Source organism: Lysinibacillus sp. ACHW1.5 (genome assembly GCF_022014815.1).
GTDB lineage: Bacteria > Bacillota > Bacilli > Bacillales_A > Planococcaceae > Lysinibacillus > Lysinibacillus capsici.
Genome location: NZ_CP091777.1, coordinates 4530881 through 4555393, shown reverse-complemented (window position 1 = coordinate 4555393; position 24513 = coordinate 4530881). Strand labels below are relative to the sequence as shown.

Annotated in this window: 26 protein-coding genes; 24 read left to right on the top strand and 2 right to left on the bottom strand. The window is 36.3% G+C overall.

Translation table 11 applies throughout. The annotated features are described in order from the left end of the window. The first annotated feature begins 591 nt into the window (after nt 1–591). The 11 genes from rpmH to L6W14_RS22885 all read left to right on the top strand — a co-directional run bounded on the left by rpmH (nt 592) and on the right by L6W14_RS22885 (nt 11195). Nucleotides 592–726 (top strand): 50S ribosomal protein L34, encoded by a 135-nt coding sequence (rpmH, locus tag L6W14_RS22935; RefSeq protein ID WP_004233310.1) that lies wholly within the window; start codon nt 592–594, stop codon nt 724–726. A gap of 100 nt (nt 727–826) precedes the next feature. Continuing rightward, nucleotides 827–1171: a ribonuclease P protein component gene (rnpA, locus tag L6W14_RS22930; protein ID WP_048395204.1), complete on the top strand. Its 345-nt coding sequence runs from the start codon at nt 827–829 to the stop codon at nt 1169–1171. 373 nt (nt 1172–1544) lie between these two features. Beyond that, a complete protein-coding gene (gene yidC / locus L6W14_RS22925) occupies nt 1545–2315 on the top strand; it encodes a membrane protein insertase YidC (protein WP_025115704.1) in 771 nt (256 codons plus the stop codon). Then, nucleotides 2312–3115 carry an RNA-binding cell elongation regulator Jag/EloR gene (gene jag / locus L6W14_RS22920; RefSeq protein WP_237898971.1) on the top strand — a complete coding sequence of 268 codons (804 nt, stop codon included), beginning with the start codon at nt 2312–2314 and terminating at the stop codon, nt 3113–3115. Before yidC ends, jag begins: the two co-directional genes overlap by 4 nt. Before the next feature lie 245 nt (nt 3116–3360). Continuing rightward, on the top strand, nt 3361–4746 hold the full coding sequence (mnmE, locus tag L6W14_RS22915; RefSeq protein WP_131521717.1) for a tRNA uridine-5-carboxymethylaminomethyl(34) synthesis GTPase MnmE: 1386 nt from the start codon (nt 3361–3363) through the stop codon (nt 4744–4746). Nucleotides 4747–4773: 27 nt separating this feature from the next. Then, nucleotides 4774–6666, top strand: coding sequence for a tRNA uridine-5-carboxymethylaminomethyl(34) synthesis enzyme MnmG (gene mnmG, locus L6W14_RS22910; protein WP_237898970.1), 1893 nt, complete (start codon nt 4774–4776; stop codon nt 6664–6666). A gap of 115 nt (nt 6667–6781) precedes the next feature. Continuing rightward, nucleotides 6782–7498: a 16S rRNA (guanine(527)-N(7))-methyltransferase RsmG gene (rsmG, locus tag L6W14_RS22905; protein ID WP_066038358.1), complete on the top strand. Its 717-nt coding sequence runs from the start codon at nt 6782–6784 to the stop codon at nt 7496–7498. Between the two features lie 179 nt (nt 7499–7677). After that, a complete protein-coding gene (gene noc, locus L6W14_RS22900; RefSeq protein ID WP_131521720.1) occupies nt 7678–8577 on the top strand; it encodes a nucleoid occlusion protein in 900 nt (299 codons plus the stop codon). 223 nt (nt 8578–8800) lie between these two features. Beyond that, nucleotides 8801–9562, top strand: a complete 762-nt coding sequence (locus L6W14_RS22895; protein ID WP_048395216.1) for a ParA family protein — start codon at nt 8801–8803, stop codon at nt 9560–9562. Further along, nucleotides 9555–10403, top strand: a complete 849-nt coding sequence (locus tag L6W14_RS22890; RefSeq protein WP_048395218.1) for a ParB/RepB/Spo0J family partition protein — start codon at nt 9555–9557, stop codon at nt 10401–10403. The genes L6W14_RS22895 and L6W14_RS22890 overlap by 8 nt, the downstream gene beginning before the upstream one ends. A gap of 78 nt (nt 10404–10481) precedes the next feature. Beyond that, nucleotides 10482–11195 carry a DUF554 domain-containing protein gene (locus L6W14_RS22885; protein ID WP_131521721.1) on the top strand — a complete coding sequence of 238 codons (714 nt, stop codon included), beginning with the start codon at nt 10482–10484 and terminating at the stop codon, nt 11193–11195. Here the strand turns inward: L6W14_RS22885 and yyaC are convergent. Then, nucleotides 11115–11747, bottom strand: a complete 633-nt coding sequence (gene yyaC, locus L6W14_RS22880) for a spore protease YyaC (RefSeq protein ID WP_131521722.1) — start codon at nt 11745–11747, stop codon at nt 11115–11117. The two genes, L6W14_RS22885 and yyaC, sit on opposite strands and share 81 nt — an antisense overlap. 91 nt (nt 11748–11838) lie before the next feature. Here yyaC and L6W14_RS22875 point away from each other — a divergent pair, with 91 nt between their 5' ends. From L6W14_RS22875 to L6W14_RS22860, 4 genes are all read left to right on the top strand, one after another. Continuing rightward, nucleotides 11839–12711 carry a mechanosensitive ion channel family protein gene (locus L6W14_RS22875; RefSeq protein ID WP_131521723.1) on the top strand — a complete coding sequence of 291 codons (873 nt, stop codon included), beginning with the start codon at nt 11839–11841 and terminating at the stop codon, nt 12709–12711. Between the two features lies 1 nt (nt 12712). Then, nucleotides 12713–12913, top strand: a complete 201-nt coding sequence (locus tag L6W14_RS22870) for a DUF951 domain-containing protein (protein WP_048395226.1) — start codon at nt 12713–12715, stop codon at nt 12911–12913. A 97-nt stretch (nt 12914–13010) separates the two neighbouring features. Beyond that, nucleotides 13011–14111 (top strand): redox-regulated ATPase YchF, encoded by a 1101-nt coding sequence (gene ychF, locus L6W14_RS22865; RefSeq protein ID WP_131521724.1) that lies wholly within the window; start codon nt 13011–13013, stop codon nt 14109–14111. An 85-nt stretch (nt 14112–14196) separates the two neighbouring features. Beyond that, nucleotides 14197–15237: an acyl-CoA dehydrogenase family protein gene (locus tag L6W14_RS22860; protein WP_131521725.1), complete on the top strand. Its 1041-nt coding sequence runs from the start codon at nt 14197–14199 to the stop codon at nt 15235–15237. 67 nt (nt 15238–15304) lie between these two features. On the opposite strand, the gene L6W14_RS22855 is transcribed toward L6W14_RS22860, so the two are convergent. Then, nucleotides 15305–15874, bottom strand: coding sequence for a DUF3267 domain-containing protein (locus tag L6W14_RS22855; RefSeq protein ID WP_131521726.1), 570 nt, complete (start codon nt 15872–15874; stop codon nt 15305–15307). Nucleotides 15875–16050: 176 nt separating this feature from the next. Here L6W14_RS22855 and rpsF point away from each other — a divergent pair, with 176 nt between their 5' ends. From rpsF to dnaB, 9 genes are all read left to right on the top strand, one after another. After that, the gene (rpsF, locus tag L6W14_RS22850) at nt 16051–16338 is read left to right on the top strand and encodes a 30S ribosomal protein S6 (RefSeq protein WP_016992320.1); all 288 of its coding nucleotides are present in this window, start codon (nt 16051–16053) and stop codon (nt 16336–16338) included. A 43-nt stretch (nt 16339–16381) separates the two neighbouring features. Next, complete coding sequence (gene ssb / locus L6W14_RS22845; RefSeq protein WP_048395233.1) at nt 16382–16948, top strand: single-stranded DNA-binding protein; 567 nt, start codon at nt 16382–16384, stop codon at nt 16946–16948. Between the two features lie 40 nt (nt 16949–16988). Further along, the gene (gene rpsR / locus L6W14_RS22840; protein WP_012296211.1) at nt 16989–17225 is read left to right on the top strand and encodes a 30S ribosomal protein S18; all 237 of its coding nucleotides are present in this window, start codon (nt 16989–16991) and stop codon (nt 17223–17225) included. 631 nt (nt 17226–17856) lie between these two features. Further along, on the top strand, nt 17857–18336 hold the full coding sequence (locus tag L6W14_RS22835) for an RNA polymerase sigma factor (protein WP_237898968.1): 480 nt from the start codon (nt 17857–17859) through the stop codon (nt 18334–18336). Between the two features lie 3 nt (nt 18337–18339). After that, a complete protein-coding gene (locus tag L6W14_RS22830; RefSeq protein ID WP_131521728.1) occupies nt 18340–19074 on the top strand; it encodes a hypothetical protein in 735 nt (244 codons plus the stop codon). A gap of 463 nt (nt 19075–19537) precedes the next feature. Beyond that, nucleotides 19538–20479 carry a YybS family protein gene (locus tag L6W14_RS22825; protein ID WP_066038355.1) on the top strand — a complete coding sequence of 314 codons (942 nt, stop codon included), beginning with the start codon at nt 19538–19540 and terminating at the stop codon, nt 20477–20479. Nucleotides 20480–20492: 13 nt separating this feature from the next. Further along, nucleotides 20493–22463 (top strand): DHH family phosphoesterase, encoded by a 1971-nt coding sequence (locus L6W14_RS22820; RefSeq protein WP_004233367.1) that lies wholly within the window; start codon nt 20493–20495, stop codon nt 22461–22463. Further along, nucleotides 22463–22909: a 50S ribosomal protein L9 gene (gene rplI, locus L6W14_RS22815; RefSeq protein ID WP_004233368.1), complete on the top strand. Its 447-nt coding sequence runs from the start codon at nt 22463–22465 to the stop codon at nt 22907–22909. The genes L6W14_RS22820 and rplI overlap by 1 nt, the downstream gene beginning before the upstream one ends. Nucleotides 22910–22922: 13 nt before the next feature. Next, on the top strand, nt 22923–24284 hold the full coding sequence (dnaB, locus tag L6W14_RS22810) for a replicative DNA helicase (protein ID WP_004233370.1): 1362 nt from the start codon (nt 22923–22925) through the stop codon (nt 24282–24284). Nucleotides 24285–24513: the final 229 nt, after the last annotated feature.

Here is a 24513-nt window from a genome sequence, read left to right as displayed (position 1 = left end):
GCTGCTAATCTCCTTTACAGTGTTCAATACAAAAAAAAATCGCATTTATAGAATTGTAAATACGTTCATTTTATAACTCGTCCACATAATCACAAGTTGTGGATAAAAGTTAACCAAAGGCTGTGATGAAAATTATCCACAGCATATTAACAGTTGTGGATAATTAAAATGTTCGTTTTAGTTTTCAACAAAGTGAAGCACAGTAATCGTATCAGAAAAACAAAGCTATTTCAATAGTTTGTGAAACTTATCCACATAGCTTGCAGTTATGCACTTTATAGTTGTCCACAAGCACTGCTTATGTGAGAAACCTGTAGATAAATGTTGTGGATAAAAAATAATGCAAAAAATACTATACACAACTCTGTGTGAAAAAAACAAGTACTCTGTGGATAAATATTTTTTATGTTTATGTAGAAAAATTATTTCTAGTAGAGATCCGAACACTAGGAAATTGAGAAAGAATATATAGATAGTTCGACGGATTAAAAGAAATTTGTGAAATTCATTGACAAAATAACTAGATACTTTATATAATATTCGAGTCTGTATGTTGAAAAATTCAACTCATATCAGGAGGTGTCTATATAAATGAAACGTACTTACCAACCAAAAAAACGTAAGCACAGCAAAGTACACGGTTTCCGCGCACGTATGAGCACGAAAAACGGTCGCAAAGTTCTTGCTGCTCGTCGTCGTAAAGGAAGAAAAGTTTTATCAGCATAAAATAAGTCCACTGAGCCACATCAGTGGTCTTTTTTTTCTTTATTTTTGGTAAACCTAGAAATGAGGATCAAAAGATATTATCTAATAGCAGGTGAAAGAAATGAAAAAACGCCAACGAGTGAAGAAGAATGATGATTTTCAAAAGGTGTTTAAAAAAGGTAAATCTTTCGCTAATCGTCAGTTTGTTGTTTATTTTTTAGTAAAAGAGGGACAAACGGAATTTCGTGTAGGTTTATCAGTTAGTAAGAAGCTTGGGAATGCGGTAACACGCAACCAAGTAAAACGCTATATTCGACAAAGTATTCATGAATTAAAAGATGAGCTAAAGCCGAATATGGATTATGTTATTATCGCCAGACATCCGGCGGCCACTATGGATTTTCATGAAGTGAAACAAAGTTTGCAGCATGTACTACGAATCGCAAAGGTAATGAAAAAAGTGTAATGTATGCAACCAAGTGGTGAAATTACGCCTGTACTGTTAGCAATAGAGTAGATAATATATAATTTTGCATAAAATTATATATAAGGGAATTATACACATGGGGGTATTTAAGGCGGGAGTTTTCGCTTAAAAATATGTAAAATTCACAACTTATCTTAGGAATAAGTGTGTGCAGTTAGAATATTTAGTAGAGTGAATGTTATTGGCATGATAAAATAACTGATAACTTTATCTTCATCTTGGACTCTCAAAAGTGGACTGAAATAAAGATAAGGCTACTGACATTTAACCGATTATGTGATAGGAAACTGTCGGTACAAAAAGAAGCATATAGAATAAGAAAAAGTGAATAGTAATTGTAGGGGGAAGAAGGTTGAAAAAACAACATTGGGTAATTTTGTCACTAGTATCGGTAGCCTTACTACTTTCTGGTTGTACAGAATTCAATGAACCAATTTCCAAAGATAGCACAGGCTTCTGGAATGAATTCATTGTTTGGCCGTTGGTATCAGCAATAAAATACTTTGCTGATCTACTAGGTACGTATGCATGGGGGATCATTGCCGTAACGATTATTATTCGTTTAGCAATTTTGCCATTGATGATCAAACAAACAAAGAGTTCTAAAAAGATGCAAGAAATTCAACCAAAATTGAAGGAACTGCAAAAGAAGTATGCTTCTAAGGATGCTCAGACACAACAACAATATCAGCAAGAAATGATGAAGTTAATGAGTGAATCTGGAGTAAATCCTCTTGCAGGATGCTTACCAGTAATCATTCAAATGCCAATCTTAATTGGTTTCTATCATGCAATTAGCCGTATGAATGCAACATCAACATTTGATTTAGGGAATTTCTTTATCTTCCCGCTAGCAGATCCTGCACCTGCATTAGCTATTACAGCTGGCTTAATGCAATTTATCGTATTACGTACAGGACCAGCCATGGATAATCCTCAAATGAAAATTATGATGTATATTATGCCATTCATGATTATTGGTTTTGGTATGGCCTTACCAGCTGCATTATCATTATACTGGGTAATCGGAAACATTATTTCGATTTTCCAAAACTTGTACATTTATAAACCTTGGAATAAAGATAAAACACAACCTGCTCAAAATGGAGGGGCTAAAAAGTGAAACAACTTACGCAAATAGGCGCAACAACACAAGAAGCGATCTCATTGGCGTTACAGAAACTTGGCAAAACCCGTGAACAAGTAGATGTTGAAGTTTTACAAGAAGGTAAAAAAGGATTTTTAGGTTTTGGGGCACGTTCTGCAGAGGTACGTGTAACAGTAAAAGAAGTTCAGGTTCCGACAATTGAAAGCGACAATGCGCAATTGCAGGTAGTAACTCAATTATATGAACCAATAGAAGTAGATGATGTTGAAACACTAAGTTCACAAGTTTCTGAACAACCAAGTGAAATGGAAGAAGTTCAACAAGTCGTTAAAGAACAAGCTGAGGATGGAGACTCCGCAAATCCAATTGAAGAGGCAAAGGCTTATTTAAGTAGTATCGCTGAACAATTGGCTATTCATGATCTTGAAATTGCTACGACACGCGAAGGGAAATATGTATTATTTCAACTAAAAAGCGAGAAAGCTGCCCTGCTTATAGGGAAACGAGGTCAAACATTAAATTCCTTACAGCAATTAACGCAACTCGTATTAAATAAAAGCGCAAAGCAGTTCTTAATGGTGAAACTAGATGTAGAAAACTATCGCGAGCGTCGACAAGTAGCTTTAGAATTACTTGCGGATCGAATGGCGGATAAAGCATTACGCTTAAATCAACGTGTGGCATTTGAACCAATGCCGTCTTACGAACGGAAGATAATTCATAATCAATTAGCAAATCGTCTAGATCTTGAAACGTATTCAGAAGGTACGGAGCCTAATCGTTATTTAGTAATAGAACCAGTAAAAAATAATTAGACGGTTTCACATAATCATACAGACAATATATTTTGAAAGGTCATTTTATCTTTTAGATAAAATGACCTTTTTTAATGAAACATAGCAAATTTTGTCGAAAATAGGATTAGCGAAAAATTGATTTTATCCACATTTGGAAATGATCCTTACTTTAGATTTTGCTGAAAATATGTTAGTCTAAGGTGTTAGTAAGTATTGGTCGGTTTTGATTATCCACATGTGGATAACGTTGAGGAGGTCATTAAATGGAGTTCGATACAATTGCTGCGATATCCACACCGATGGGTGAAGGTGCCATAGCCATCGTTCGTTTAAGCGGAGACGAGGCTGTGACGATTGCAGACAAAATATTCAAATCACCCGGGGGTAAAAGTTTAACAACGAAAGATTCGCACACTATTCATTATGGACATTTAGTCGATCCTAAGTCTAATGAGGTAGTAGAGGAAGTAATGCTATCACTGATGCGTGGGCCAAAAACATTCACACGTGAGGATGTAGTTGAAATAAACTGTCATGGTGGATTAGTTTCAGTCAAACGCGTGTTGCAACTTGCTTTAACAAATGGAGCAAGATTAGCTGAGCCAGGTGAATTCACAAAACGTGCCTTTTTAAATGGACGTATTGATTTATCACAGGCTGAAGCAGTAATGGATTTGATAAGAGCTAAAACAGATCGTGCGATGAATGTGGCGCTGGGTCAAATGGATGGAAAATTATCGAGACTTATTGGTGATTTGCGCCAAGCTTTACTAGAGACATTAGCCCAAGTAGAGGTTAATATAGATTATCCAGAGTATGATGATGTAGAAGAAATGACTGTACCTGTATTAGTAGAGAAATGTACATGGGTAAAAAATGAAATTATAAAACTTTTGCAAACATCTTCTCAAGGAAAAATTTTACGTGAGGGATTATCAACAGTTATTTTAGGACGTCCGAATGTAGGAAAATCTTCACTATTAAATAGCTTAGTACAAGAAAATAAGGCCATAGTGACAGATATTGCAGGGACTACTCGTGATATTATAGAGGAGTACGTCAATGTCCGAGGTGTTCCACTTCGTTTAGTGGATACAGCGGGTATTCGGGAAACAGAAGATATTGTTGAACGAATTGGAGTAGAACGCTCACGGGAAGCTCTTCGTGGAGCTGATTTAATTCTGTTTGTATTAAACTATGCAGATGAATTAACTGCTGAGGATGAGCGTCTATTCGAAACAATTGAAGCGATGGATTACATCGTTATTGTCAATAAAACAGATTTACCGCAAAAAATTGATTTGGCTCGTGTCAAAGAATTAGCTGGTGAGCATCGCATTGTAACAACTTCTCTGCTACAAGAGGAAGGTATTACAGAGCTAGAAGAAGCCATTGCTGCATTGTTCTTTGAGGGACAAATCGAAGCGGGCGATTTAACATATGTTTCAAACGCAAGACACATTGCCCTTCTACACCAAGCACAAGCAACGGTAGAAGATGCAATAGCAGCTGCACAGAACGGTGTACCAGTTGATATGGTACAAATTGATGTAACAAGAACATGGGAAATACTTGGCGAAATCATTGGTGATACTGTTCAAGAAAGCCTCATCAATCAACTATTTTCTCAGTTCTGTTTAGGAAAATAATTTTCAGAAAGAAAGGAAGGTACGAGCATGCCAACAAAATATGAGGCAGGCACGTTTGATGTGATTGTGATTGGTGCTGGTCATGCAGGTTCAGAAGCTGCACATGCCGCAGCTAAAATGGGTGCTAACACATTAATGCTAACAATCAATTTAGATATGATTGCATTTATGCCATGTAATCCATCTATTGGTGGTCCTGCCAAAGGAATTGTCGTACGTGAGATTGACGCTTTAGGAGGCGTCATGGGGAAAGTGATAGATAAAACGCATATTCAAATGCGAATGTTGAATACAGGGAAAGGCCCAGCTGTACGTGCATTGCGCGCTCAAGCGGACAAAGTTTTGTATCAACAAGAAATGAAACGAGTATTAGAGGAAACACCAAACTTAACAATCCATCAAGGAATGGTTGAAGAGTTAATTATTGAGGATGGGGAAGTAAAAGGGGTCATTACACAAATTGGTGCCGTTTATCGTACTAAAACAGTTGTCGTGACAACAGGTACTTTCCTACGTGGTGAAATCATTATTGGTGATATTAAATATTCAAGTGGACCTAATAACCAACAACCGTCAATTCGCTTAGCTGATAATTTAAAAGAGCTAGGTTTTGATCTAGTTCGATTTAAAACAGGTACACCACCACGTGTGAATAATCGTACAATAAATTATGACAAAACAGAGATTCAACCAGGAGATGATGTTCCACGTGCATTTAGTTTTGAAACGACTGAATTCATCATGGATCAGCTACCTTGCTGGTTAACATACACAAGCCCTGAAACTCATGAAATTATTGAAGCAAATTTACATCTTTCACCGATGTATTCAGGGATGATTAAAGGGACAGGTCCACGTTATTGCCCATCTATTGAAGATAAAGTTGTACGTTTTAATGATAAGCCAAGACACCAAATCTTCTTAGAGCCAGAAGGCCGCAATACACGTGAGGTTTATGTTCAAGGTTTGTCAACAAGCCTACCAGAGCATGTTCAAACACGTTTACTAAAATCTATACCTGGCTTAGAGAATGCGGAAATGATGCGTGCTGGTTATGCTATTGAGTACGATTCAATTGTGCCAACACAATTATGGCCAACTTTAGAAACCAAACGTATTAAAGGCTTATATACAGCAGGTCAAATTAACGGTACATCTGGCTATGAAGAAGCTGCCGCACAAGGCTTAATGGCGGGCATGAATGCTGCTGCTAATGTACTAGGTAAAGACGAATTAATTTTAAGCCGTTCGGATGCTTATATTGGCGTTTTGATCGATGACCTAGTGACTAAAGGAACAAATGAGCCATATCGTTTATTAACATCTCGTGCAGAGTATCGTTTACTATTACGTCACGATAATGCAGATCTACGATTAGTAGAGTTAGCTTATCATATGGGGATGATTCCACAAGAAAGATATGCTAGTTTCAATGAGAAAAAAGAGCTGATTGAAAATGAAATTGCACGTCTTCGTGAAGTCATTATTAAGCCAAATGAAGCGACACAATCTGTTATTCGCTCTGTTGGTGGTAGTGAATTAAAAGACGGTATTCGTGGTGCAGATCTATTAAAACGCCCTGAAATGCATTATGAGTTAATTGCTTCTTTAATTCCGGCAGAAATCGAATTAGCGGATGAAGTGAAAGAACAAATTGAAATTCAGCTTAAATATGAAGGCTATATCGAAAAAGCATTGCAACAGGTAGAGAAACTACACAAAATGGAAAACAAAAAAATTCCTGAGAATATTGATTACGATGCTATTTCAGGTTTAGCAACAGAAGCGCGTCAAAAATTAAAACAAGTTACACCACTGTCTATTGCGCAAGCCTCTCGTATTTCTGGTGTTAATCCAGCTGATATTTCAATTCTGCTTGTTTATATTGAACAAGGTAAAATTGCGAAAGTAAGCAGCTGATCATCAACAACAGTAAAGTGAATAAGAGGCGGGCATACCATTGTGCCCGCTTCCTATTTTTAAGGCTATACTATTAGTTGGAGTTGTATAGCTAGATCAACAAAGGAGACTTTACATGAACGAACAACAATTTATTGAGGCTCTGAAAGAGAAAGGTATCGAACTTTCTGATATACAGATTGCTCAATTTAAAAAGTATTTTGAATTACTTGTTGAGTGGAATGAAAAGATGAATTTAACTGCCATTACAGATTTAGAAGGCGTGTATTTAAAGCATTTCTTCGATTCGATTAGTCCTTCATTTTACTTTGATTTTTCAAAAGTCATAACTGTTTGTGATGTTGGGGCAGGAGCTGGTTTCCCAAGTATCCCAATTAAAATCTGTTTCCCACATTTACAAGTTACAATTGTCGACTCTTTAAATAAAAGAATTACCTTTTTAAATCATTTAAGTGATGAGTTACAATTAGAGAATATGCATTTTGTACATGCTCGAGCGGAAGAGTTTGGCCAAAATTTAAAATACCGTGAACAATTTGATGTAGTAACAGCACGTGCTGTAGCTCGTTTATCAGTTCTAGCAGAGTTATGTGTACCTTTAGCAAAACAAGATGGATATTTTGTTGCTTTAAAAGCCGCAGCTGGGGCAGAAGAACTAAAGGATGCTAAAAAAGCTTTAACAACATTAGGTGTTAAACTGAGAGAGGAATTTTCTTTCAAGCTACCTGTTGAAGAAAGTGAACGCATTTTATATATATTTGATAAAATAAAAGGAACACCGAAAAAATATCCGCGTAAGCCAGGTGTACCAAATAAAACACCGATTCAATAATTAGTGTTTCATGTGAAACTTCTCAAAGTGGAAAATATTTTTTCTATTTTGAGCATACATACTAGTTATGGATGGTTCACGCAAAAGACATCTATGAACTATATACATTTAAAGAAATATAATAAATAATAATAGAATGACACAGAGCAAGATAGTTACTTAAAGGTGGTGCCACTTGGATGAAAAGTCCTTTTTCACGTTTTTTTGGAGGCGGAAGTAAAACAGAGCCTATTGTGAAAAATGAAGTAGAACAAGCAGAGGCGGTTCATGCAGCGGAAGAAGTCATAAAGTTGCCTATTGATCAAATTGTACCTAACCGTTTTCAGCCACGTACTATTTTTGATGATGAAAAAATTGAAGAATTATCAAGAACCATTCATACACATGGTGTGATTCAGCCAATTGTTGTACGTAAAACATCAGACAATCAATATGAAATTATTGCTGGTGAGCGTCGTTATCGAGCGATGAAAAAGCTACAATGGACAGAGGTCCCTGCTATTGTACGTAATTTAACTGATAAGGAAACAGCATCTATTGCGTTAATAGAGAACTTGCAGCGTGAAGAGTTAACTGCAATTGAAGAAGCGGTAGCCTATCAAAAATTATTAGAGCTTCATGAGCTAACACAGGAAGCACTTGCCCAAAGACTTGGAAAAGGACAATCCACTGTAGCCAACAAATTACGTTTATTAAGGCTGCCAGATGAAGTACAGCAAGCTATTTTGAAGCGGAAAATATCTGAACGACATGCACGTGCGTTAATTGCTATTAAAGATCAACCATTGCAACTAGAAATTTTACAGCTAGCAATTGAAAATGATTGGAATGTGCGACAGTTAGAGGAGCAAATCCAAGCTATATTACATCCTGTAGCTGATGAGCAGGAAGAATCCATTCCAAAGAAAGCTAGGCCGAAACGTAAAGCTATAAGTAAAGATGTGCGTATTGCTTTGAATACCATCAAACAGTCGTTAACGATGGTAACGAAAAGTGGGATTACGGTGAAAACAGAAGAAGAAGATACAGAAGAATACTATCAAATTACAGTGAAGATTCCTAAAAAGAAAAAAGTGTAATAAATTATTTTGGAAAAATAATTTATGATCAAATTTATCACTGTACAAGGGAGATATCTCAGAAGGTTTATAGAGATATCTCCTTTTTTGTATTTATTCTTAATATTTTATACAACTCTCTTCAAATTTTTTGATAGAATGAAAGTTAGATAGCGGATTAAATAGTGATTTTACAAATGATTTGTCAAAGTAAACTTTGATAGATGAAAGCAGGTGCTTTTAAATGGGTAGAATTATAGCAATCGCCAATCAAAAGGGTGGCGTAGGTAAAACAACAACTTCGGTCAATTTGAGCGCTTGCCTAGCATACTTAGGTAAGAAAGTGCTTTTAATTGATACTGATCCGCAGGGGAATACAACAAGTGGACTTGGTATTAATAAAGGGGAAATACAGGGTTGCATTTATGATGTGCTCATTGATGATGAAGATGTTCAAAATGTCATTCAAAAAACAAATGTAGAAAATTTATCTATCGTGCCAGCAACAATCTCACTTGCAGGTGCAGAAATTGAATTGGTTTCGACTATTTCCCGAGAAGTACGTTTAAAACATGCCTTACAAAATGTGAAAGAGGATTTCGATTATATAATTATTGACTGTCCACCATCTTTAGGGCTTTTAACAATCAATGCGTTAACAGCTTCAGATGCGCTTATTATTCCTGTACAATGTGAATATTATGCATTGGAAGGGTTAAGTCAATTACTATCAACAGTTCGCCTCGTTCAAAAGCATTTGAATCAACAGCTTTACATCGATGGCGTTTTATTAACAATGCTAGATGCACGCACAAACTTAGGCTTACAAGTTATTGAGGAAGTGAAAAAATATTTCCAAGATAAAGTATATAAAACAATAATCCCCCGTAATGTGCGATTAAGTGAGGCACCAAGTCATGGTCAACCAATCATCACTTATGATGCAAAATCTAGAGGTGCAGAAGTTTATTTAGAGATGGCGAGGGAAGTGATTAAAAATGGCTAAAGGTCTAGGAAAGGGTATTGGGGCATTATTTCCAGGAGAGTCTTTAGAACACAGTGGTCAAGTGGAAGAAATCCAATTAGATTTAATTGTTGCGAACCCATTTCAGCCACGTAAAATTTTTGATGAAGAAAGTTTACAAGAATTAGCTGATTCTATTAAAGAACATGGAATTTTGCAGCCAATTGCTGTACGTAAAAAAGCACGCAAGTTTGAAATTGTTGCGGGAGAGCGTCGTTACAGAGCTTGTCTATTAGCTGGCCTCGAGGTTATTCCTGTCATTATAAAAGAGCTATCAGATGCACAAATGATGGAGCTTGCTATTTTAGAAAACCTCCAACGTGAGGATTTAACTGTTATTGAAGAAGCAGAAGCCTATCAGAGTTTAATGGAAAACTTACATTTAACTCAGGAGGAGTTATCGAAGCGATTAGGAAAAAGTAGACCACATATTGCCAATCACGTTCGGCTACTGGCATTACCAGAAGATGTACGTAAATTGATGAATGATGGAACTTTATCGATGGGGCAGGGACGGGCATTACTCGGCTTAAAAAATAAAAGAAGAATATCAGAAGTGGCTAATAAGGTAATAAATCTAGGATTGAATGTACGTCAAGTTGAATTATTAGTGCAAAACTTAAATGAAGAAGTTTCACGTGAAACAATCCCTCCTAAGAAAAAAGATATCTTTGTAACTGCAAAGGAGTCTCAATTACGAGACTACTTTGGAACAAATGTTCAAATAAAGAAAACAAGCAATAAAGGGAAAATAGAAATTGAATTTTATTCTGAAGATGATTTAGAGCGAATATTGGAAATATTAAACATACAGGAAGAATAAAATAATATTTCTATAACTTAATCAGAGCGCCAAGCAAATAGGCGCTCTCTATTTTTTAGAGAGAAAGAAGGCTTAAGTGTGGTATTACTAGGGGCATTGATAAATGCTGTGTTAATTATAGTAGGAGCATTAGTAGGGCGCATTTTTAAAAATATCCCTGAATCTATGAAATCTACGGTTCTTTCTATTATTGGTTTAGCCGTCACATTATTAGGGATAAAAATGGGCTTTGAAAGTGATAATTTTATTATATTGGTAGTAAGTTTAGTGGTAGGTACAGTAGTAGGTGAGTGGTTAGATTTAGATAAACAAATGAATCGTCTTGGTAAATGGGTAGAGAGTTTATTTCGTACAAAAAGGGATGACCAAAATCAAATTAGCATAGCAGAGGGCTTTGTCACTGCCTCACTAATTTTTGTTGTAGGATCAATGGCTGTTATAGGTGCTCTTGATAGTGGTCTTCGTAATGATCATAATGTACTCATTACTAAAGGATTAATAGATGGATTTACATCCATTATTCTAGCATCGACATTAGGTATAGGTGTAATGCTATCCGCTATACCTGTCTTTGTTTATCAAGGATTAATTGCTCTTTTTGCAGGTGTTATAAGTTCCTTTATCCCTGATGCCGCACTACAAATGTTCATTACAGAAATGACGGCTGTTGGCGGGGTTATGATTATGGCAATAGGGTTAAACATTGCAGGTTTAGCTAAGATCAAAGCTGCTAACTTGCTGCCAGGTATCGTCATTGTTGGTATTATGGTGGCTATCTTTTACATTTTTTAGTGAATAACGATGAGCAGCTAGTAATAATGCTCTTGAAAGCTTTTCAGCCATTGCATAAGAAATATGAAGTCTGGTATTTTGTAAAACAAGCATTTCCATAAAGCCTCCAATATTGACGATTCCTTTCACGGAAATGTCTCCAATTGGGGGTAATTCTTTTTTTACAGCTTTTCCAGGAAAAATGGGTCCACTTTGAACTGAAATATGACCAACATTTTGCTCACTGCCGAGACAGGCATCAATCGCAATAATGAATGGTTTTGTAGTATGATTGTGTAGCTGTTGCATTGTAGAATCTAGGTTTAGAGCATGTAAAGGATCTTCTAAGGAACCTACAATTTCATAAGGAAAGCTAACAGATTTTTTTAAAAAGCTACCAGTTAATGGACCAAGTGTATCACCCGTACATCGGTCACTGCCAATACAACAAAAAATTAGTCTTTCATGATGAAACGGTATATGTTCTAAAAATAATGTACTTAATTGCCAAACAGCATTTTTACTCTCATGATGAAGGGAATAAGGTAGTAACAAATTTGGTATAGTATTCATAAAAAAACTCACTTTCTTTTTATTTTTAGAAGTGCTCAATTTTTATGCAGTATACGCAAATTTTTAGCAAGTTATTCAAGAGGTGGTAATGATGGAAAAGAATAAAAAGTTAATGGAGAAATACTGGGACAAGCTCACATCTGAGGATCTTTGGGAAAAGGTTATTGATGCATCTATAGAAATTTTGCTCATTCTATTAGTATCGTGGATCGCTGTAAAATTAGGTAAAAAATTTATTAAAAAAGTGTTTTTAATCCGTATGCGTTCACCATTGAGCCACTCAGACCGACGCCAACGAACAATTTCAAGATTATTACAAAGCGTGATTTCCTATGTCGTTTATTTCTCTGCAATCATTGGTATACTTTCTTCCTTAAATATAAAGGTAGCAGGTTTATTAGCGGGTGCAGGAATTGTTGGTTTAGCAATAGGTTTTGGAGCTCAAAGCTTAGTAAAGGATGTTATTACTGGATTCTTTATTATTTTTGAAGACCAGTTTGGTGTAGGCGATTATATAAAAATAAATGCTGCAGAAGGTACAGTTGTAGAAATTGGCTTACGTACAACAAAAATTAATGGTGCTACTGGTGAACAGTTCATCATTCCCAATGGTGCCATAGGCGAAGTCGTCAATTATTCTGTTAACAACTCCAAAATTTTTATAGATTTACAAATGGCCACGGATGCTGACTTTGAGAAAGCAGAAGGGATTATTAATAAGTATTTAGAGACATTGCCTAAGATGCATAAAGAATTAATTGCAGCTCCAGTATTTCTAGGTGTGCAAAATGTTAAAGGGACAGAAGTAACCATTCGTATAGTTGCTGAAACATTACCGCAGCAACAATATGGAGTAGCACGTACCATACGCCGCGATATTACGAAACTCTTTGAAGAAAATAATATACCAATGGTCTATCCAAAAATGATGTTCTATGGCAAAGATGAGGGGAGAAGTGTGTAAGATGGAGGCAAAAAAATTTGGTTTAAATGATATTGTTGAAATGAAAAAACAACATCCATGCGGTACCAACAAATGGAAAATTATTCGTATGGGGGCGGATGTACGTATCAAATGCGAAGGATGTCAGCATAGTGTCATGATTCCACGTCGTGAATTTGAGAAAAAAATGAAAAAGGTTTTATTTTCTGCGGAAGAGTCGTAACATCAGGCATATTAGACTTTTTCTGGGTGAATCAATATAATAGATAAGGTTATATGAGAGAAAATTTGAACTGAGTATAGAAAGGTTGTGTCCATCCATGGCATTAACAGCTGGAATCGTTGGTTTACCTAACGTTGGAAAATCAACATTATTTAACGCAATAACAAAAGCGGGCGCATTGGCTGCAAACTATCCATTCGCAACGATCGATCCAAACGTTGGTATAGTTGAAGTACCTGATGCACGTTTAGATAAATTAACAGAATTAGTGGTACCGAAAAAAACTGTGCCAACTGCATTTGAATTTACAGATATCGCTGGAATTGTTAAAGGTGCCTCCAAGGGTGAAGGATTAGGAAATAAGTTCCTAGCTCATATTCGTGAAGTAGACGCAATTTGTCAGGTAGTACGTTGTTTTGTAGACGAAAACATTACTCACGTTTCTGGTGCAGTAGATCCAATTGACGATATTGAAGTTATTAATCTAGAGCTTGCACTAGCTGACTTAGAATCTGTGGATAAACGTTTACAACGAGTTAGCAAAATGGCGAAACAAAAAGATAAAGAGGCTATGCTAGAGGAGCCAGTGCTTCTAAAAATTAAAGAGCAACTAGAAAACGGTAAACCAGCTAGAGCAGCTGAGTTATCAGATGATGAATTGAAGGTAATTAAAGGTCTTCATCTGCTAACAATTAAACCAATGCTTTATGTAGCAAACGTTTCAGAAGATGAAGTAGCAGATGCAGACAACAACGAGTATGTGAAAAAAGTACGTGAGTATGCATCCGCTGAAGGTGCACAGGTCATTACTATTTGTGCAAAAATTGAAGAAGAAATTTCTGAGTTAGATGATGAAGAAAAAGCTATGTTCTTAGAAGAATTAGGAATTAAAGAATCTGGTTTAGATCAACTAATTCGTACTTCTTATGACTTATTAGGTCTAGCTACTTACTTCACTGCAGGTGTACAGGAGGTACGTGCCTGGACGTTCCGTAAAGGAATGAAGGCACCTCAATGTGCAGGTATTATTCATACTGACTTTGAGCGCGGCTTTATTCGTGCAGAAACAGTGGCATATGATGATCTTCTTGAGGCAGGTTCTCAAGCAGCGGCTAAGGAAGCTGGTAAAGTACGTCTTGAAGGTAAAGAATATGAAGTACAAGATGGCGATATTATGTTATTCCGCTTTAATGTATAAAAAACTTACAAGGGCAATCTAAAATGGTTGCCCTTTTTCGATTGCATCGTTATCAGAATTTTTAATGTATGGAGGCGACTTATGAATGAATCCTGTGCAAATTAAGGAACGTGGTTTAGAGTTTGAGCAACTGGGGATGCTACCACAAGATGTCTTAGATTATATTTATGAACAACGATTATTCAAATTGTTCACGCCAAGAGAATTAGGTGGTATGGATTTAAATTTAGTAGAAGGTGTAAAGATATTTCAACAGATGTCTGCACTTGATGGCAATTTTGGATGGCTCATTACTATTGGTACAGGTGGAAACGCATTTATTCCAACATTCAGTAAGGAAATTTGTGAAAAAATCTATTCTCCTAAAGAAGCAGTTATAGCAGGTAGTGGATATCCAACAGGGATAGCTGTAAAAACAATTGGAGGCTATTATGTAACAGGGCAATGGAAGTATTGTAGTGGCTCTAATTATGCATCAACATTTACGATGAATTGTTTAATTGAAGAAGATGGTATCAAAACCGAAAAAATTATTAGCTGCTCAGTAAATCCACATGATGTAGAAATTTTGAATGATTGGTCTGCAATGGGTTTAAAGGCAACAGCTAGTCATACAATCCGTGTAAACAATGTTTGGGTACCACAGGAAGCTACTTTTCAATTAGGGGTCATCAGAAATGATTATAGCAATTCAGTACATAGCTTTCCATTTACCACTTTTGCAGAGGCTTCTTTTTTAGGCGTTTGTCTTGGGATGACAGAGAATTTTTTAGAAGAAGCTTTTGCTTTAATGAAGCAACGAAATCATGATGGAAGCAGAACTGAACGAATTGGAGCCTTCCAATTTTTATGGATGCAGCAGCATAAACGTTTCAAGCAATGCGAGGAACAGTTTTATGCAACATTATCTGTCTTTTGGCAACAGCATCAAAAAGGTGAACAATTAACGGAAGAGGAATTATCACAATTTACTCAATTGGCTAAGGATATAGCTACTGCATGCTTAGAGATAGCGAATAATTTAATACGCAGTCTCGGTATGGATGCCATTACAGAAACATCTACGATTAACCGTATTTGGAGAAACTTATATACAGCAGCCCAGCATGGATTTTTAACTCCTTAAAGTATAAATAGAATCTGTAGTTGTTCATTTCTAATCTACAGATTCTATTTAATTATGTAGTCTTACTTTAATGATGATCCTTTTCCTGCAATAGATAAACATACAGCTTTGGTAATTTAGGATCATCCTGTACGATAGCATTACGTGGATATTTGCGTAGCTCTTTATACATGGCAAAATCGCCTACAGCTCCAGCTATTAACACCGCCCCTATCAATATTAAAACAGTACTATTAAGATAAAACCCAACAATGGTTGGGAGTACTCCAGTCATCCAGAATGGCAGTAATAAAGCTTTTTTCATAGCATGGTTGGGGAGAGGTTGCTCAGTAGTTGCATAGGCAATACCTTGCTCTAAATTTACGCCATATTTCAAAGCTTTAAAGGGAACTTTGCCAAAAATCATAAAGCCAATTAAATGAAAAGCCTCGTGTAGGATAATAAAAATTATATACAGCACAACAAATAGTGCTGTGCCACCAATCATCTTCCAAAAAGAAAAATGGAAATCTTTAAAGCAAATATATTGGATGGCAATAAATAATATGACAAGACCACTTGTCATCACAAGATTGTCAATCATTAACTTCTTTAAATCTAATTCGATAACGATAGGCTCCTTATCGTTGGTTAACATGAAGGCACTCCTTTCATAGATAATGAAATATACTGCCATTATATAACGAATTATTAGTTTGTGACTTGAAAGACATGTACCTATATGTTACAATTCATTGATGTGAGTAATAATTAATTACTTGCTCCTTGCTCCCTTAATTAGGAGAGCCTAAGTCCATAAGGAGGTGTAAACAGATGAGAAAATACGAATTAATGTACATCGTACGTCCGAACATTGAAGACGAAGCGAAGAAAGCTTTAGTTGAACGTTTCAACGAAATGTTAACTTCTAACGGTGCAGAAGTCATCGAATCAAAAGAGTGGGGCAAACGCCGCTTAGCTTATGAAATTCAAGACTTCCGCGAAGGTTACTACCAAATCGTAAAAGTAAACGCTACTTCAGATGCAATCAACGAGTATACACGTCTTGCTAACATCAGCGAAGACATCATTCGCCACATTGCAGTTCGCGAAGAAGCTTAATAATTAATTTTTTACAAAACGCTGAAAAGGAGGTTGTATTCTGATGATTAACCGTGTCGTATTAGTTGGAAGACTAACAAAAGATCCTGAGCTACGTTATACACCGAATGGAGTTGCGTCTACAAGATTTACAGTAGCTGTAAACCGTGCATTCTCAAATCAACAAGGTGAACGCGAAGCTGATTTCATTAGCTGTGTTGCTTGGCGTAAACAGGCTGAAAACCTAGCGAACTTCATGCGAAAAGGAAGTTTAATTGGGGTAGAAGGTCGTATCCAGACAGGCAGTTATGAAGGACAAGATGGTAAGCGCGTATACACAACAGATGTCGTGGCGGATAGCGTACAGTTTTTAGAACCCCGTAATGGTAGCGGTGCTCCTGCTCCTCAATATGGTGGACAAACTTACGGTAATAACCAACCGTCATATGGCGGTGGTCAACCACAACAACAGTTTGGTGGCGCTATGCCAGGGCAGGGTTCCTATGGCGGCGATTCGTATCAGCAAAATCAACCACCTATGAATCAGCCGAATTATACACGTGTAGATGAGGATCCATTTGCGAATAGCAAAGGGCCAATAGAAGTATCTGAGGATGATCTTCCATTCTAATGCTTCTAAATGATAAAAAAAGATAAGGAGGAGACACACTATGGCACCACGTCGCGGAGGCCGCAAACGCCGTAAAGTTTGCTACTTCACTGCTAATAACATTACGCATATCGACTATAAAGATGTAGATTTATTAAAAAAATTCATCTCTGAGCGCGGTAAAATTTTACCACGTCGCGTAACTGGCACTAGCGCTAAGTACCAACGTAAATTAACTTCAGCTATCAAAGTATCTCGTATCATGGGATTACTTCCATTCGTAGCAGAAGATAAATAAAATTTATTTATTAATAAAAGCACAACAAGGTTTTCATAACCTTTGTGGTGCTTTTTTTTATTTATACTGTTTTCTCAAATATTGTTGCTATAAAGGAAAGTTAGGATTATTCAACAATCGTGCACGATTGTTGAAGATCGTTATTGAACTTAAAGCACCAGGTTAGTTCAATAAGAAAAAAAGAGCTGCATACGCAACTCAATGATTTTCATCTAATCATTAACATATATTTACCCCCTAGAATATATGTTAATGGTATAAAAATTGGATAAATCTTTACAAAACGGAAAAGCTTACAAATGGCACTTGGAGAGGACATTACAGGGGAACAGTTTCTGCTTGGGTTGAATAAATTATCAAATGTAAAATTATTTCAAGCTCACCTATTCGGTGGGCTTGTTTTATTTAAGGAACGATAGATATGGCAAAGGATCAACGATAGGTACCTAAAATGACATTCTTAATTACACAATATAATAAGATTAGATTCGGATAGAAGACTATTGGAAAATATTTTTCCAATTTTTATGCATCGAGCAGTTTTTAGGTAAGATTATTTTCTAAAATTATTTTATATAAAATGTCACCAAATGGTAATTTCATGTGTGTTATAAGTGAAAGGAGTTGATGGATGTTGCAACAATTAGTTTGGTCGAACGAACTAGATATAGAACGAATTGTTGATAAATATGGAAATATGCTTTTTAGAATGTGTCTTGTTATTCTATGCAATGAGAATGACGCAGAGGATGTCGTACAAGACACTTTTATTACCTATCTAACTAAATCTACACCATTTAACGATTCAGAACATGAGAAAGCATGGTTGATTACTATTGCTACAAATCGTTGCAAGAATATGAGAAGGTACAATATTATTCGTAAACATATGGATATCAATGATTTGCAACTATATTGTAAGGATGATGAAAACTATGGTTTAATCGAACATCTTATGAGATTGCCAAATAAACATAAGATTGTATTGTTACTTTATTATGTAGAGGGCTATAAAGTAGATGAAATAGCAAAAATACTTGCCATTACTACTTCAGCAGTTAAAAAGCGATTACAACGTGGAAGAGAGCTTATGATATCGAAAGGAGAATGAAATATGAACTTTGATAAGATTAAAGAAGCTGTTAATTCTATTGAAATGTCAAAAACTATGAAAAATCGTGTGAAAAAGAATTGCAATATTATAGAAAAGAAAAATTTTAAAGGGCGGATTTCTGTAGCTTGTGCATTTGGATTCCTATTGTTAATTATGATAGGTATTCCATTTTTAGATAATAACGAAAACTTTCGAGTCGCAAATTTTACAATCACAGCTTATGCATTGAGTGATAATGCGAATCAGCCTAATACCAAACTTTCATCAGATAAAGCTACTTTTGAATTATCAACTGAAGCTAGAGGTAGTACAACTGATATAACTGGAGATGTAGGTAATTTAATCTTTACAAAGCTTATGCTAAATATAAGTGGCGAACATATCGACTCAATCACTTATACCATTAGCAAAGGCAAGTTTATAGAGGATGTTACACTTACAGCTAAAGAATATACAGACAAAGACTGGTTATTATCAGAAAAGATATTTATGATTGGAAGTTCGCCTGGTTCAGATATATACAATGGTACAAAGGAAATTGGAAATACCTATACGGTTAAGTATAATGAACAGGATAAATATAAATATTCACTTGCAATTCCTCATGATGGCAATTTGGTAATAGATGACGACATAATAATCAAAGTAATTGTAAAATATACAGATGGAAGCTCTGAACAACAAGATATTGTTGTAACTCAAGAATCAAATTCTATTTCATTAAAGCTTAATTAAAATAATCGAGATGATAATACTACTGTACAAAGAACCAAGTTAACTAGAGAAAAGAAAAACTAGTAGAAAAATCTATAGGATAGATTAGAAACCAAACATTGACGAGGATACTTATTACTCTTGGTAGTATTGTTGGGTACGGAATTTATGTTGAATTTAGTTAAATTAGTTAGTATCATGGGATTACTTCCATTCGTAGCAGAAGATAAATAAGATTGATGACATTAAGGTAACTGATCTTACATCAATTTTAACTACCAGCATATTACGATATTCGTATCGGGTATGCTGATTTTTTGTTATGGTTAAAAAGAAAATTATCAGCTACTTAGGTAAAAGTTCGAATTAAAATTGAAAAAATAATGACAATGTACATAGTGATCTAAGTGATTTTTGTTCAATACTATGAAAAAATGGTACAATAAAGGGTAGTAAGTTTGACTGAAAAAAAGGAAGGTTTTCAATGCCGAATAATCAAACAAAAGCGCTTGTACAAGGCTCAATGATGGTTGCACTTTTTACAATCTTAATGTTAATTTCTGCATATGTACCATTCATCTTTATAGTAGCTTTATTATTCGCTCCACTACCGATTGCTTGGTATAGCGCAAATTACAAGCGTTCCACATCCATACTCGTAGCAATAGTAGGCTGTATCCTAACCACTATAACGAGTGGAATATCCATGCTGCCATTTGCCTTTATTTTAGGGTTAGTAGGTGTCGTTATGGGTAACGCCATTTATTTGAAGAAGAGTAAGCTTTATTTATTTATGTCAACGGGGATTGCTAATCTCCTTTCAATGGCAATTGTTTATGTTGCTTATGTAAAGCTTTCAGGGATTGACTTCATCAGCATGAGTTTAGAGATGGCACGTAAAAATTATGAGCAATCTAATGAATTTGCGAAGAATGTCACAGGCCAAGTAGCCATTAATCCAGAGCAGCTTGAGGCAATGTTTAAAACAATTGAACTGACTATGCCTGCAACGATAACAATCTCAGCATTTTTTGCTGCATTTATTATCATTACAGTCAATTTACCAGCTCTAAAACGACTAGGGGTAGATGTTCCAAAATTTGCTCCATTCCAAAATATGAGATTACCACGCTCTATTTTATGGTATTACATGATTGTTTTATGTATTAATTTATTCATGCGTCCTGAGGCTGGCTCTACACTAGATATTATTGTATTAAATGTTTCTTATATTTTATGGTTGTTACTGATTTTACAAGGAATATCTTTTATCCATTATTTTATCTCTAAAAAGGGGATGCCAAATGGAGTTAAATGGGTAGCCACTTTATTAGCAATTCCATTATCATCCTTTATGATCTTACTCGGTATTGTTGATTTAGGTTTTGACGTACGTTCACTTGTAAAGGGGAAGACTAAAGAATAAGGGGCTGATTGTAATGGGGACATTTAGAAAACGACCAATTCGCTATCCGCTTTTTGTTCTTTCCATATTTGGAACTGTGACGTTCGTGCTTCTATGTATTTGGAATATCGGGATAGGCATCGGTTATGGTGTAGGTTTTGTTTTACTGATGGCCTACACATGGAAAGTAGAGAAGATAGCTTTTGAGGAAACAGAAAAGCACATTGAATCTATCTCCTTCCGTATGAAAAAAGTAGGGGAAGAGGCACTGCTTGAAATGCCAATTGGGATACTGCTGGTTAATGAGCAGTATGAAATCGAATGGTCTAATCCATATATGCAAGGCATTTTAAATATGGAATCATTAGTTGGAGAAGGTATTGTAAATATATCGGATGACATCTATGTATTAATGAAGACCGAGGAGACTAATGAGGCGACGATTACACTACGTGATCGGAAATATCGTGTTTATTATAAAAAAGAGGAACGACTACTGTATTTCTTTGATATAACTGAACAGATTGCCATTGAAAAGCAATACTATGCAGACCGTACAGTAATCGCTATATTGTTTGTCGATAATTACGATGAAATTACGCAAGCCATGGACGATCAACCACGTAGTTTAACCAACACAATGGTTACTTCAATTGTCAATGAATGGGCTGCAGAGCATGGTGTGTTTGTCAAACGAATATCATCTGATCGCTTCTTAGCAGTATTAAATGAATCCATTTTAACGGAGCTAGAAAAGAAAAAATTTGCTATATTAGATACCATTCGAGAAAAAACAGCTCAAAAGAATTTATCATTAACATTAAGTATTGGGGTAGGAGCTGGTTCATCCTCATTAGTGGAGCTTGGTGAGTTGGCACAATCAAGTCTTGATCTTGTATTAGGACGTGGTGGAGACCAAGTGGCGATAAAGCAACCTACTGGAAAACTTAAATTCTATGGTGGAAAAACAAATCCAGTCGAAAAACGTACACGTGTTAGAGCGCGCGTTATTTCACATGCATTACGCGATTTAATTCAAGACAGTGACCAAGTGTTTGTTATGGGACATAAAAATCCTGACATGGACTCCATTGGTGCTTCTGTAGGTGTACGGAAAATGGCACAAATGAATGATGTAAAGGGCTATGTCATTATCAATTTTGATGAATTAAATGGTAGCGTTACACGATTAATGAATGAAATAGAGAGTAAATCAGATTTCTATGAAAATTTCCTTACACCAGAGGAAGCCGCTGGTAAAATGACTGAGAAATCGTTGCTCGTTATTGTTGATACACATAAGCCGAATTTAGTAATTGATGCACACCTATTGAAATTAGCTGAAAAGGTGGTTGTAATCGACCATCATCGTCGAAGTGAGGACTTTATCGAAAATCCTACACTCGTTTATATGGAGCCATATGCGTCGTCCACAGCAGAGCTAGTGACAGAGTTACTAGAATATCAGCCGAAGCGTGCAAAAATTAATATGCTAGAAGCTACTGCATTACTAGCGGGTATTATCGTTGATACCAAAAGCTTTACACTTCGAACAGGAGCACGTACATTTGAAGCAGCTTCTTACTTACGAACAAATGGTGCCGATACAGTATTGGTCCAACGTCTCTTGAAGGAGGACGTGGACACATATATAGAGCGCTCCAAAATTGTGCAAACAGTTAAGTTCGTAAAACCAGGAGTAGCTGTTGCTGTAGGTGAGGAATCAAAAGTGTATGACTCTGTCTTAATTGCGCAAACAGCAGATATTTTACTAACGATGAAGGATGTTAGTGCATCCTTTGTCATTGCACATCGGGCAGATGGCAAAATTGGTATAAGTGCACGCTCACTTGGCGAGGTCAATGTACAGCTAATTATGGAGAGGCTTGGCGGTGGTGGACATTTAACGAATGCTGCCTGCCAAATAGATGCTAAATCCATCGATGGTGTGAAAAAACATTTAGAAGAGGCCATAAATGAGGTCTTTGAAGGGAGTTCTGACTAATGAAAGTAGTATTTTTAAAAGACGTTAAAGGAAAAGGAAAAAAAGGTGAAATTAAAAACGTAGCTGATGGCTATGCACAAAATTTCCTAATCAAGAATGGCTATGCAGCGGAAGCAAATGCGCAAGCTTTAAGCCAAATAGAGGGGCAAAAGAAATTAGAGGCCAAAAATGCTGCTGCCGAATTAGCTGAAGCACAAGCATTAAAGGAAAAAGTAGAAGCACTAACAGTTGAGCTAAAAGCAAAATCAGGTGATGGTGGCCGCTTATTTGGCTCAGTATCTACAAAGCAAATTGCTGATGCATTACAAAAAGTGCACGGCATTAAAATTGACAAACGTAAAATGACTTTACCTGATGGGATTCGTTCACTTGGCTTTACAAATGTTCCTGTAAAACTACATCATGAAGTATCAGCAACGTTAAAAGTACATGTAACGGAAGAATAAGGAGCGACAATCCATGAGTGAACCGATGATGGACCGCGTTCCACCGCATAACCGGGAGGCGGAGCAATCGGTTATCGGTGCTATCTTCCTTGAGCCACAGGCATTAATAACAGCATCAGAAATTTTATTGGCAGATGATTTTTATTTAAATGCCCATAAGAAAATTTTCGAAACGATGTTGCGCTTGAGTGATCAAGGAAAAGCGATAGATGTTGTAACAGTTACAGAAGAATTATCAGCTAAAAAAGAGATTGAGGACGTTGGCGGGCTTTCTTATTTACTAGAGCTCGCCAATGCTGTCCCTACAGCTGCCAATGTCGCTCATTATGCCAAAATCGTTGAGGAAAAGGCCCTCTTACGTCGATTGATTCGAGTGGCAACGAAAATTGTCGAGGACGGCTATACGCGTGAAGACGAAGTAGAGGCATTATTAGGCGAGGCAGAGAAGAAAATGATGGAGGTTGCCAATCGAAAGAATGCAGGTGACTTTAAGCATGTTAAAGATGTGCTAGTGGAAACTTTCGATAATATTGAGCAACTGCAATCACAAAAGGGAGAAGTAACGGGTATCCCAACTGGCTTCCGTGATTTAGATAACATTACTGCAGGCTTTCAACGCAACGATTTAATCATTGTTGCTGCTCGTCCATCTGTAGGGAAAACAGCCTTTGCATTGAATGTCGCGCAAAGTGTTGCTGTACAAGCTCGTGAAAATGTTGCAATCTTTTCTTTAGAGATGGGTGCAGAGCAACTGGTCATGCGTATGCTTTGTGCAGAAGGAAATATAGATGCACAAGTTTTACGTACAGGTGCTTTAACTACAGAAGATTGGGGTAAACTAACTATGGCAATGGGTAGTTTATCGAATTCAGGGATTTTTATTGATGATACTCCAGGTGTACGTATCAATGAAATCCGTGCAAAATGTCGTCGTTTAGCTCAGGAGAATGGACTAGGAATGATCTTAATTGATTATTTACAGTTGATTCAGGGGAGCGGCAAGCCAGGAGAAAACCGTCAGCAAGAGGTATCAGAGATTTCTCGTTCCTTAAAGGGATTAGCCCGTGAATTAAAGGTACCTGTTATTGCGTTATCACAGTTGTCTCGTGGTGTTGAGCAACGACAGGATAAACGGCCAATGATGAGTGACTTACGTGAATCGGGAAGTATTGAGCAAGATGCTGATATTGTTGCGTTTTTATACCGTGATGATTATTACGATAAAGAATCTGAGAATAAAAATATGATCGAAATTATCATTGCGAAACAACGTAATGGTCCAACAGGAACCGTTACATTGGCCTTTAAAAAAGAATTCAATAAATTCATTAATGTGGATTGGTCACAAATGCCACCGCCACCGCCACGTGATTAGTCAAGTTACTCGTCATTCAGATAAGTTGCCTATTAGTAATGAAATATTACCCTTAGAATAAATTAATCTGAATGTTCGATAATATTCATACCATTCTGTTATTAAACACGAACGTTGAATCAGATTTTTTGATTTTATGTTCGTGTTTTTTCGCTATTTTTTATTGACGAGTTGTTTCTATCATTGTTACAATAATTGAGGCTTGAAAATTGAGATACAAAGGTATCTA

Coding starts and splice junctions, on each gene's coding strand:
- dnaB (WP_004233370.1), top strand. CDS start 22,923: ATGAGTGAACCGATGATGGACCGCGTTCCACCGCATAACCGGGAGGCG.
- rpmH (WP_004233310.1), top strand. CDS start 592: ATGAAACGTACTTACCAACCAAAAAAACGTAAGCACAGCAAAGTACAC.
- L6W14_RS22860 (WP_131521725.1), top strand. CDS start 14,197: ATGAATCCTGTGCAAATTAAGGAACGTGGTTTAGAGTTTGAGCAACTG.
- L6W14_RS22890 (WP_048395218.1), top strand. CDS start 9,555: ATGGCTAAAGGTCTAGGAAAGGGTATTGGGGCATTATTTCCAGGAGAG.
- mnmG (WP_237898970.1), top strand. CDS start 4,774: ATGCCAACAAAATATGAGGCAGGCACGTTTGATGTGATTGTGATTGGT.
- L6W14_RS22830 (WP_131521728.1), top strand. CDS start 18,340: ATGAACTTTGATAAGATTAAAGAAGCTGTTAATTCTATTGAAATGTCA.
- rnpA (WP_048395204.1), top strand. CDS start 827: ATGAAAAAACGCCAACGAGTGAAGAAGAATGATGATTTTCAAAAGGTG.
- rsmG (WP_066038358.1), top strand. CDS start 6,782: ATGAACGAACAACAATTTATTGAGGCTCTGAAAGAGAAAGGTATCGAA.
- L6W14_RS22855 (WP_131521726.1), bottom strand. CDS start 15,874: ATGTTAACCAACGATAAGGAGCCTATCGTTATCGAATTAGATTTAAAG.
- ychF (WP_131521724.1), top strand. CDS start 13,011: ATGGCATTAACAGCTGGAATCGTTGGTTTACCTAACGTTGGAAAATCA.
- ssb (WP_048395233.1), top strand. CDS start 16,382: ATGATTAACCGTGTCGTATTAGTTGGAAGACTAACAAAAGATCCTGAG.
- L6W14_RS22875 (WP_131521723.1), top strand. CDS start 11,839: ATGGAAAAGAATAAAAAGTTAATGGAGAAATACTGGGACAAGCTCACA.
- L6W14_RS22870 (WP_048395226.1), top strand. CDS start 12,713: ATGGAGGCAAAAAAATTTGGTTTAAATGATATTGTTGAAATGAAAAAA.
- mnmE (WP_131521717.1), top strand. CDS start 3,361: ATGGAGTTCGATACAATTGCTGCGATATCCACACCGATGGGTGAAGGT.
- L6W14_RS22835 (WP_237898968.1), top strand. CDS start 17,857: ATGTTGCAACAATTAGTTTGGTCGAACGAACTAGATATAGAACGAATT.
- L6W14_RS22820 (WP_004233367.1), top strand. CDS start 20,493: ATGGGGACATTTAGAAAACGACCAATTCGCTATCCGCTTTTTGTTCTT.
- L6W14_RS22825 (WP_066038355.1), top strand. CDS start 19,538: ATGCCGAATAATCAAACAAAAGCGCTTGTACAAGGCTCAATGATGGTT.
- noc (WP_131521720.1), top strand. CDS start 7,678: ATGAAAAGTCCTTTTTCACGTTTTTTTGGAGGCGGAAGTAAAACAGAG.
- yyaC (WP_131521722.1), bottom strand. CDS start 11,747: ATGAATACTATACCAAATTTGTTACTACCTTATTCCCTTCATCATGAG.
- rpsR (WP_012296211.1), top strand. CDS start 16,989: ATGGCACCACGTCGCGGAGGCCGCAAACGCCGTAAAGTTTGCTACTTC.
- rpsF (WP_016992320.1), top strand. CDS start 16,051: ATGAGAAAATACGAATTAATGTACATCGTACGTCCGAACATTGAAGAC.
- rplI (WP_004233368.1), top strand. CDS start 22,463: ATGAAAGTAGTATTTTTAAAAGACGTTAAAGGAAAAGGAAAAAAAGGT.
- L6W14_RS22895 (WP_048395216.1), top strand. CDS start 8,801: ATGGGTAGAATTATAGCAATCGCCAATCAAAAGGGTGGCGTAGGTAAA.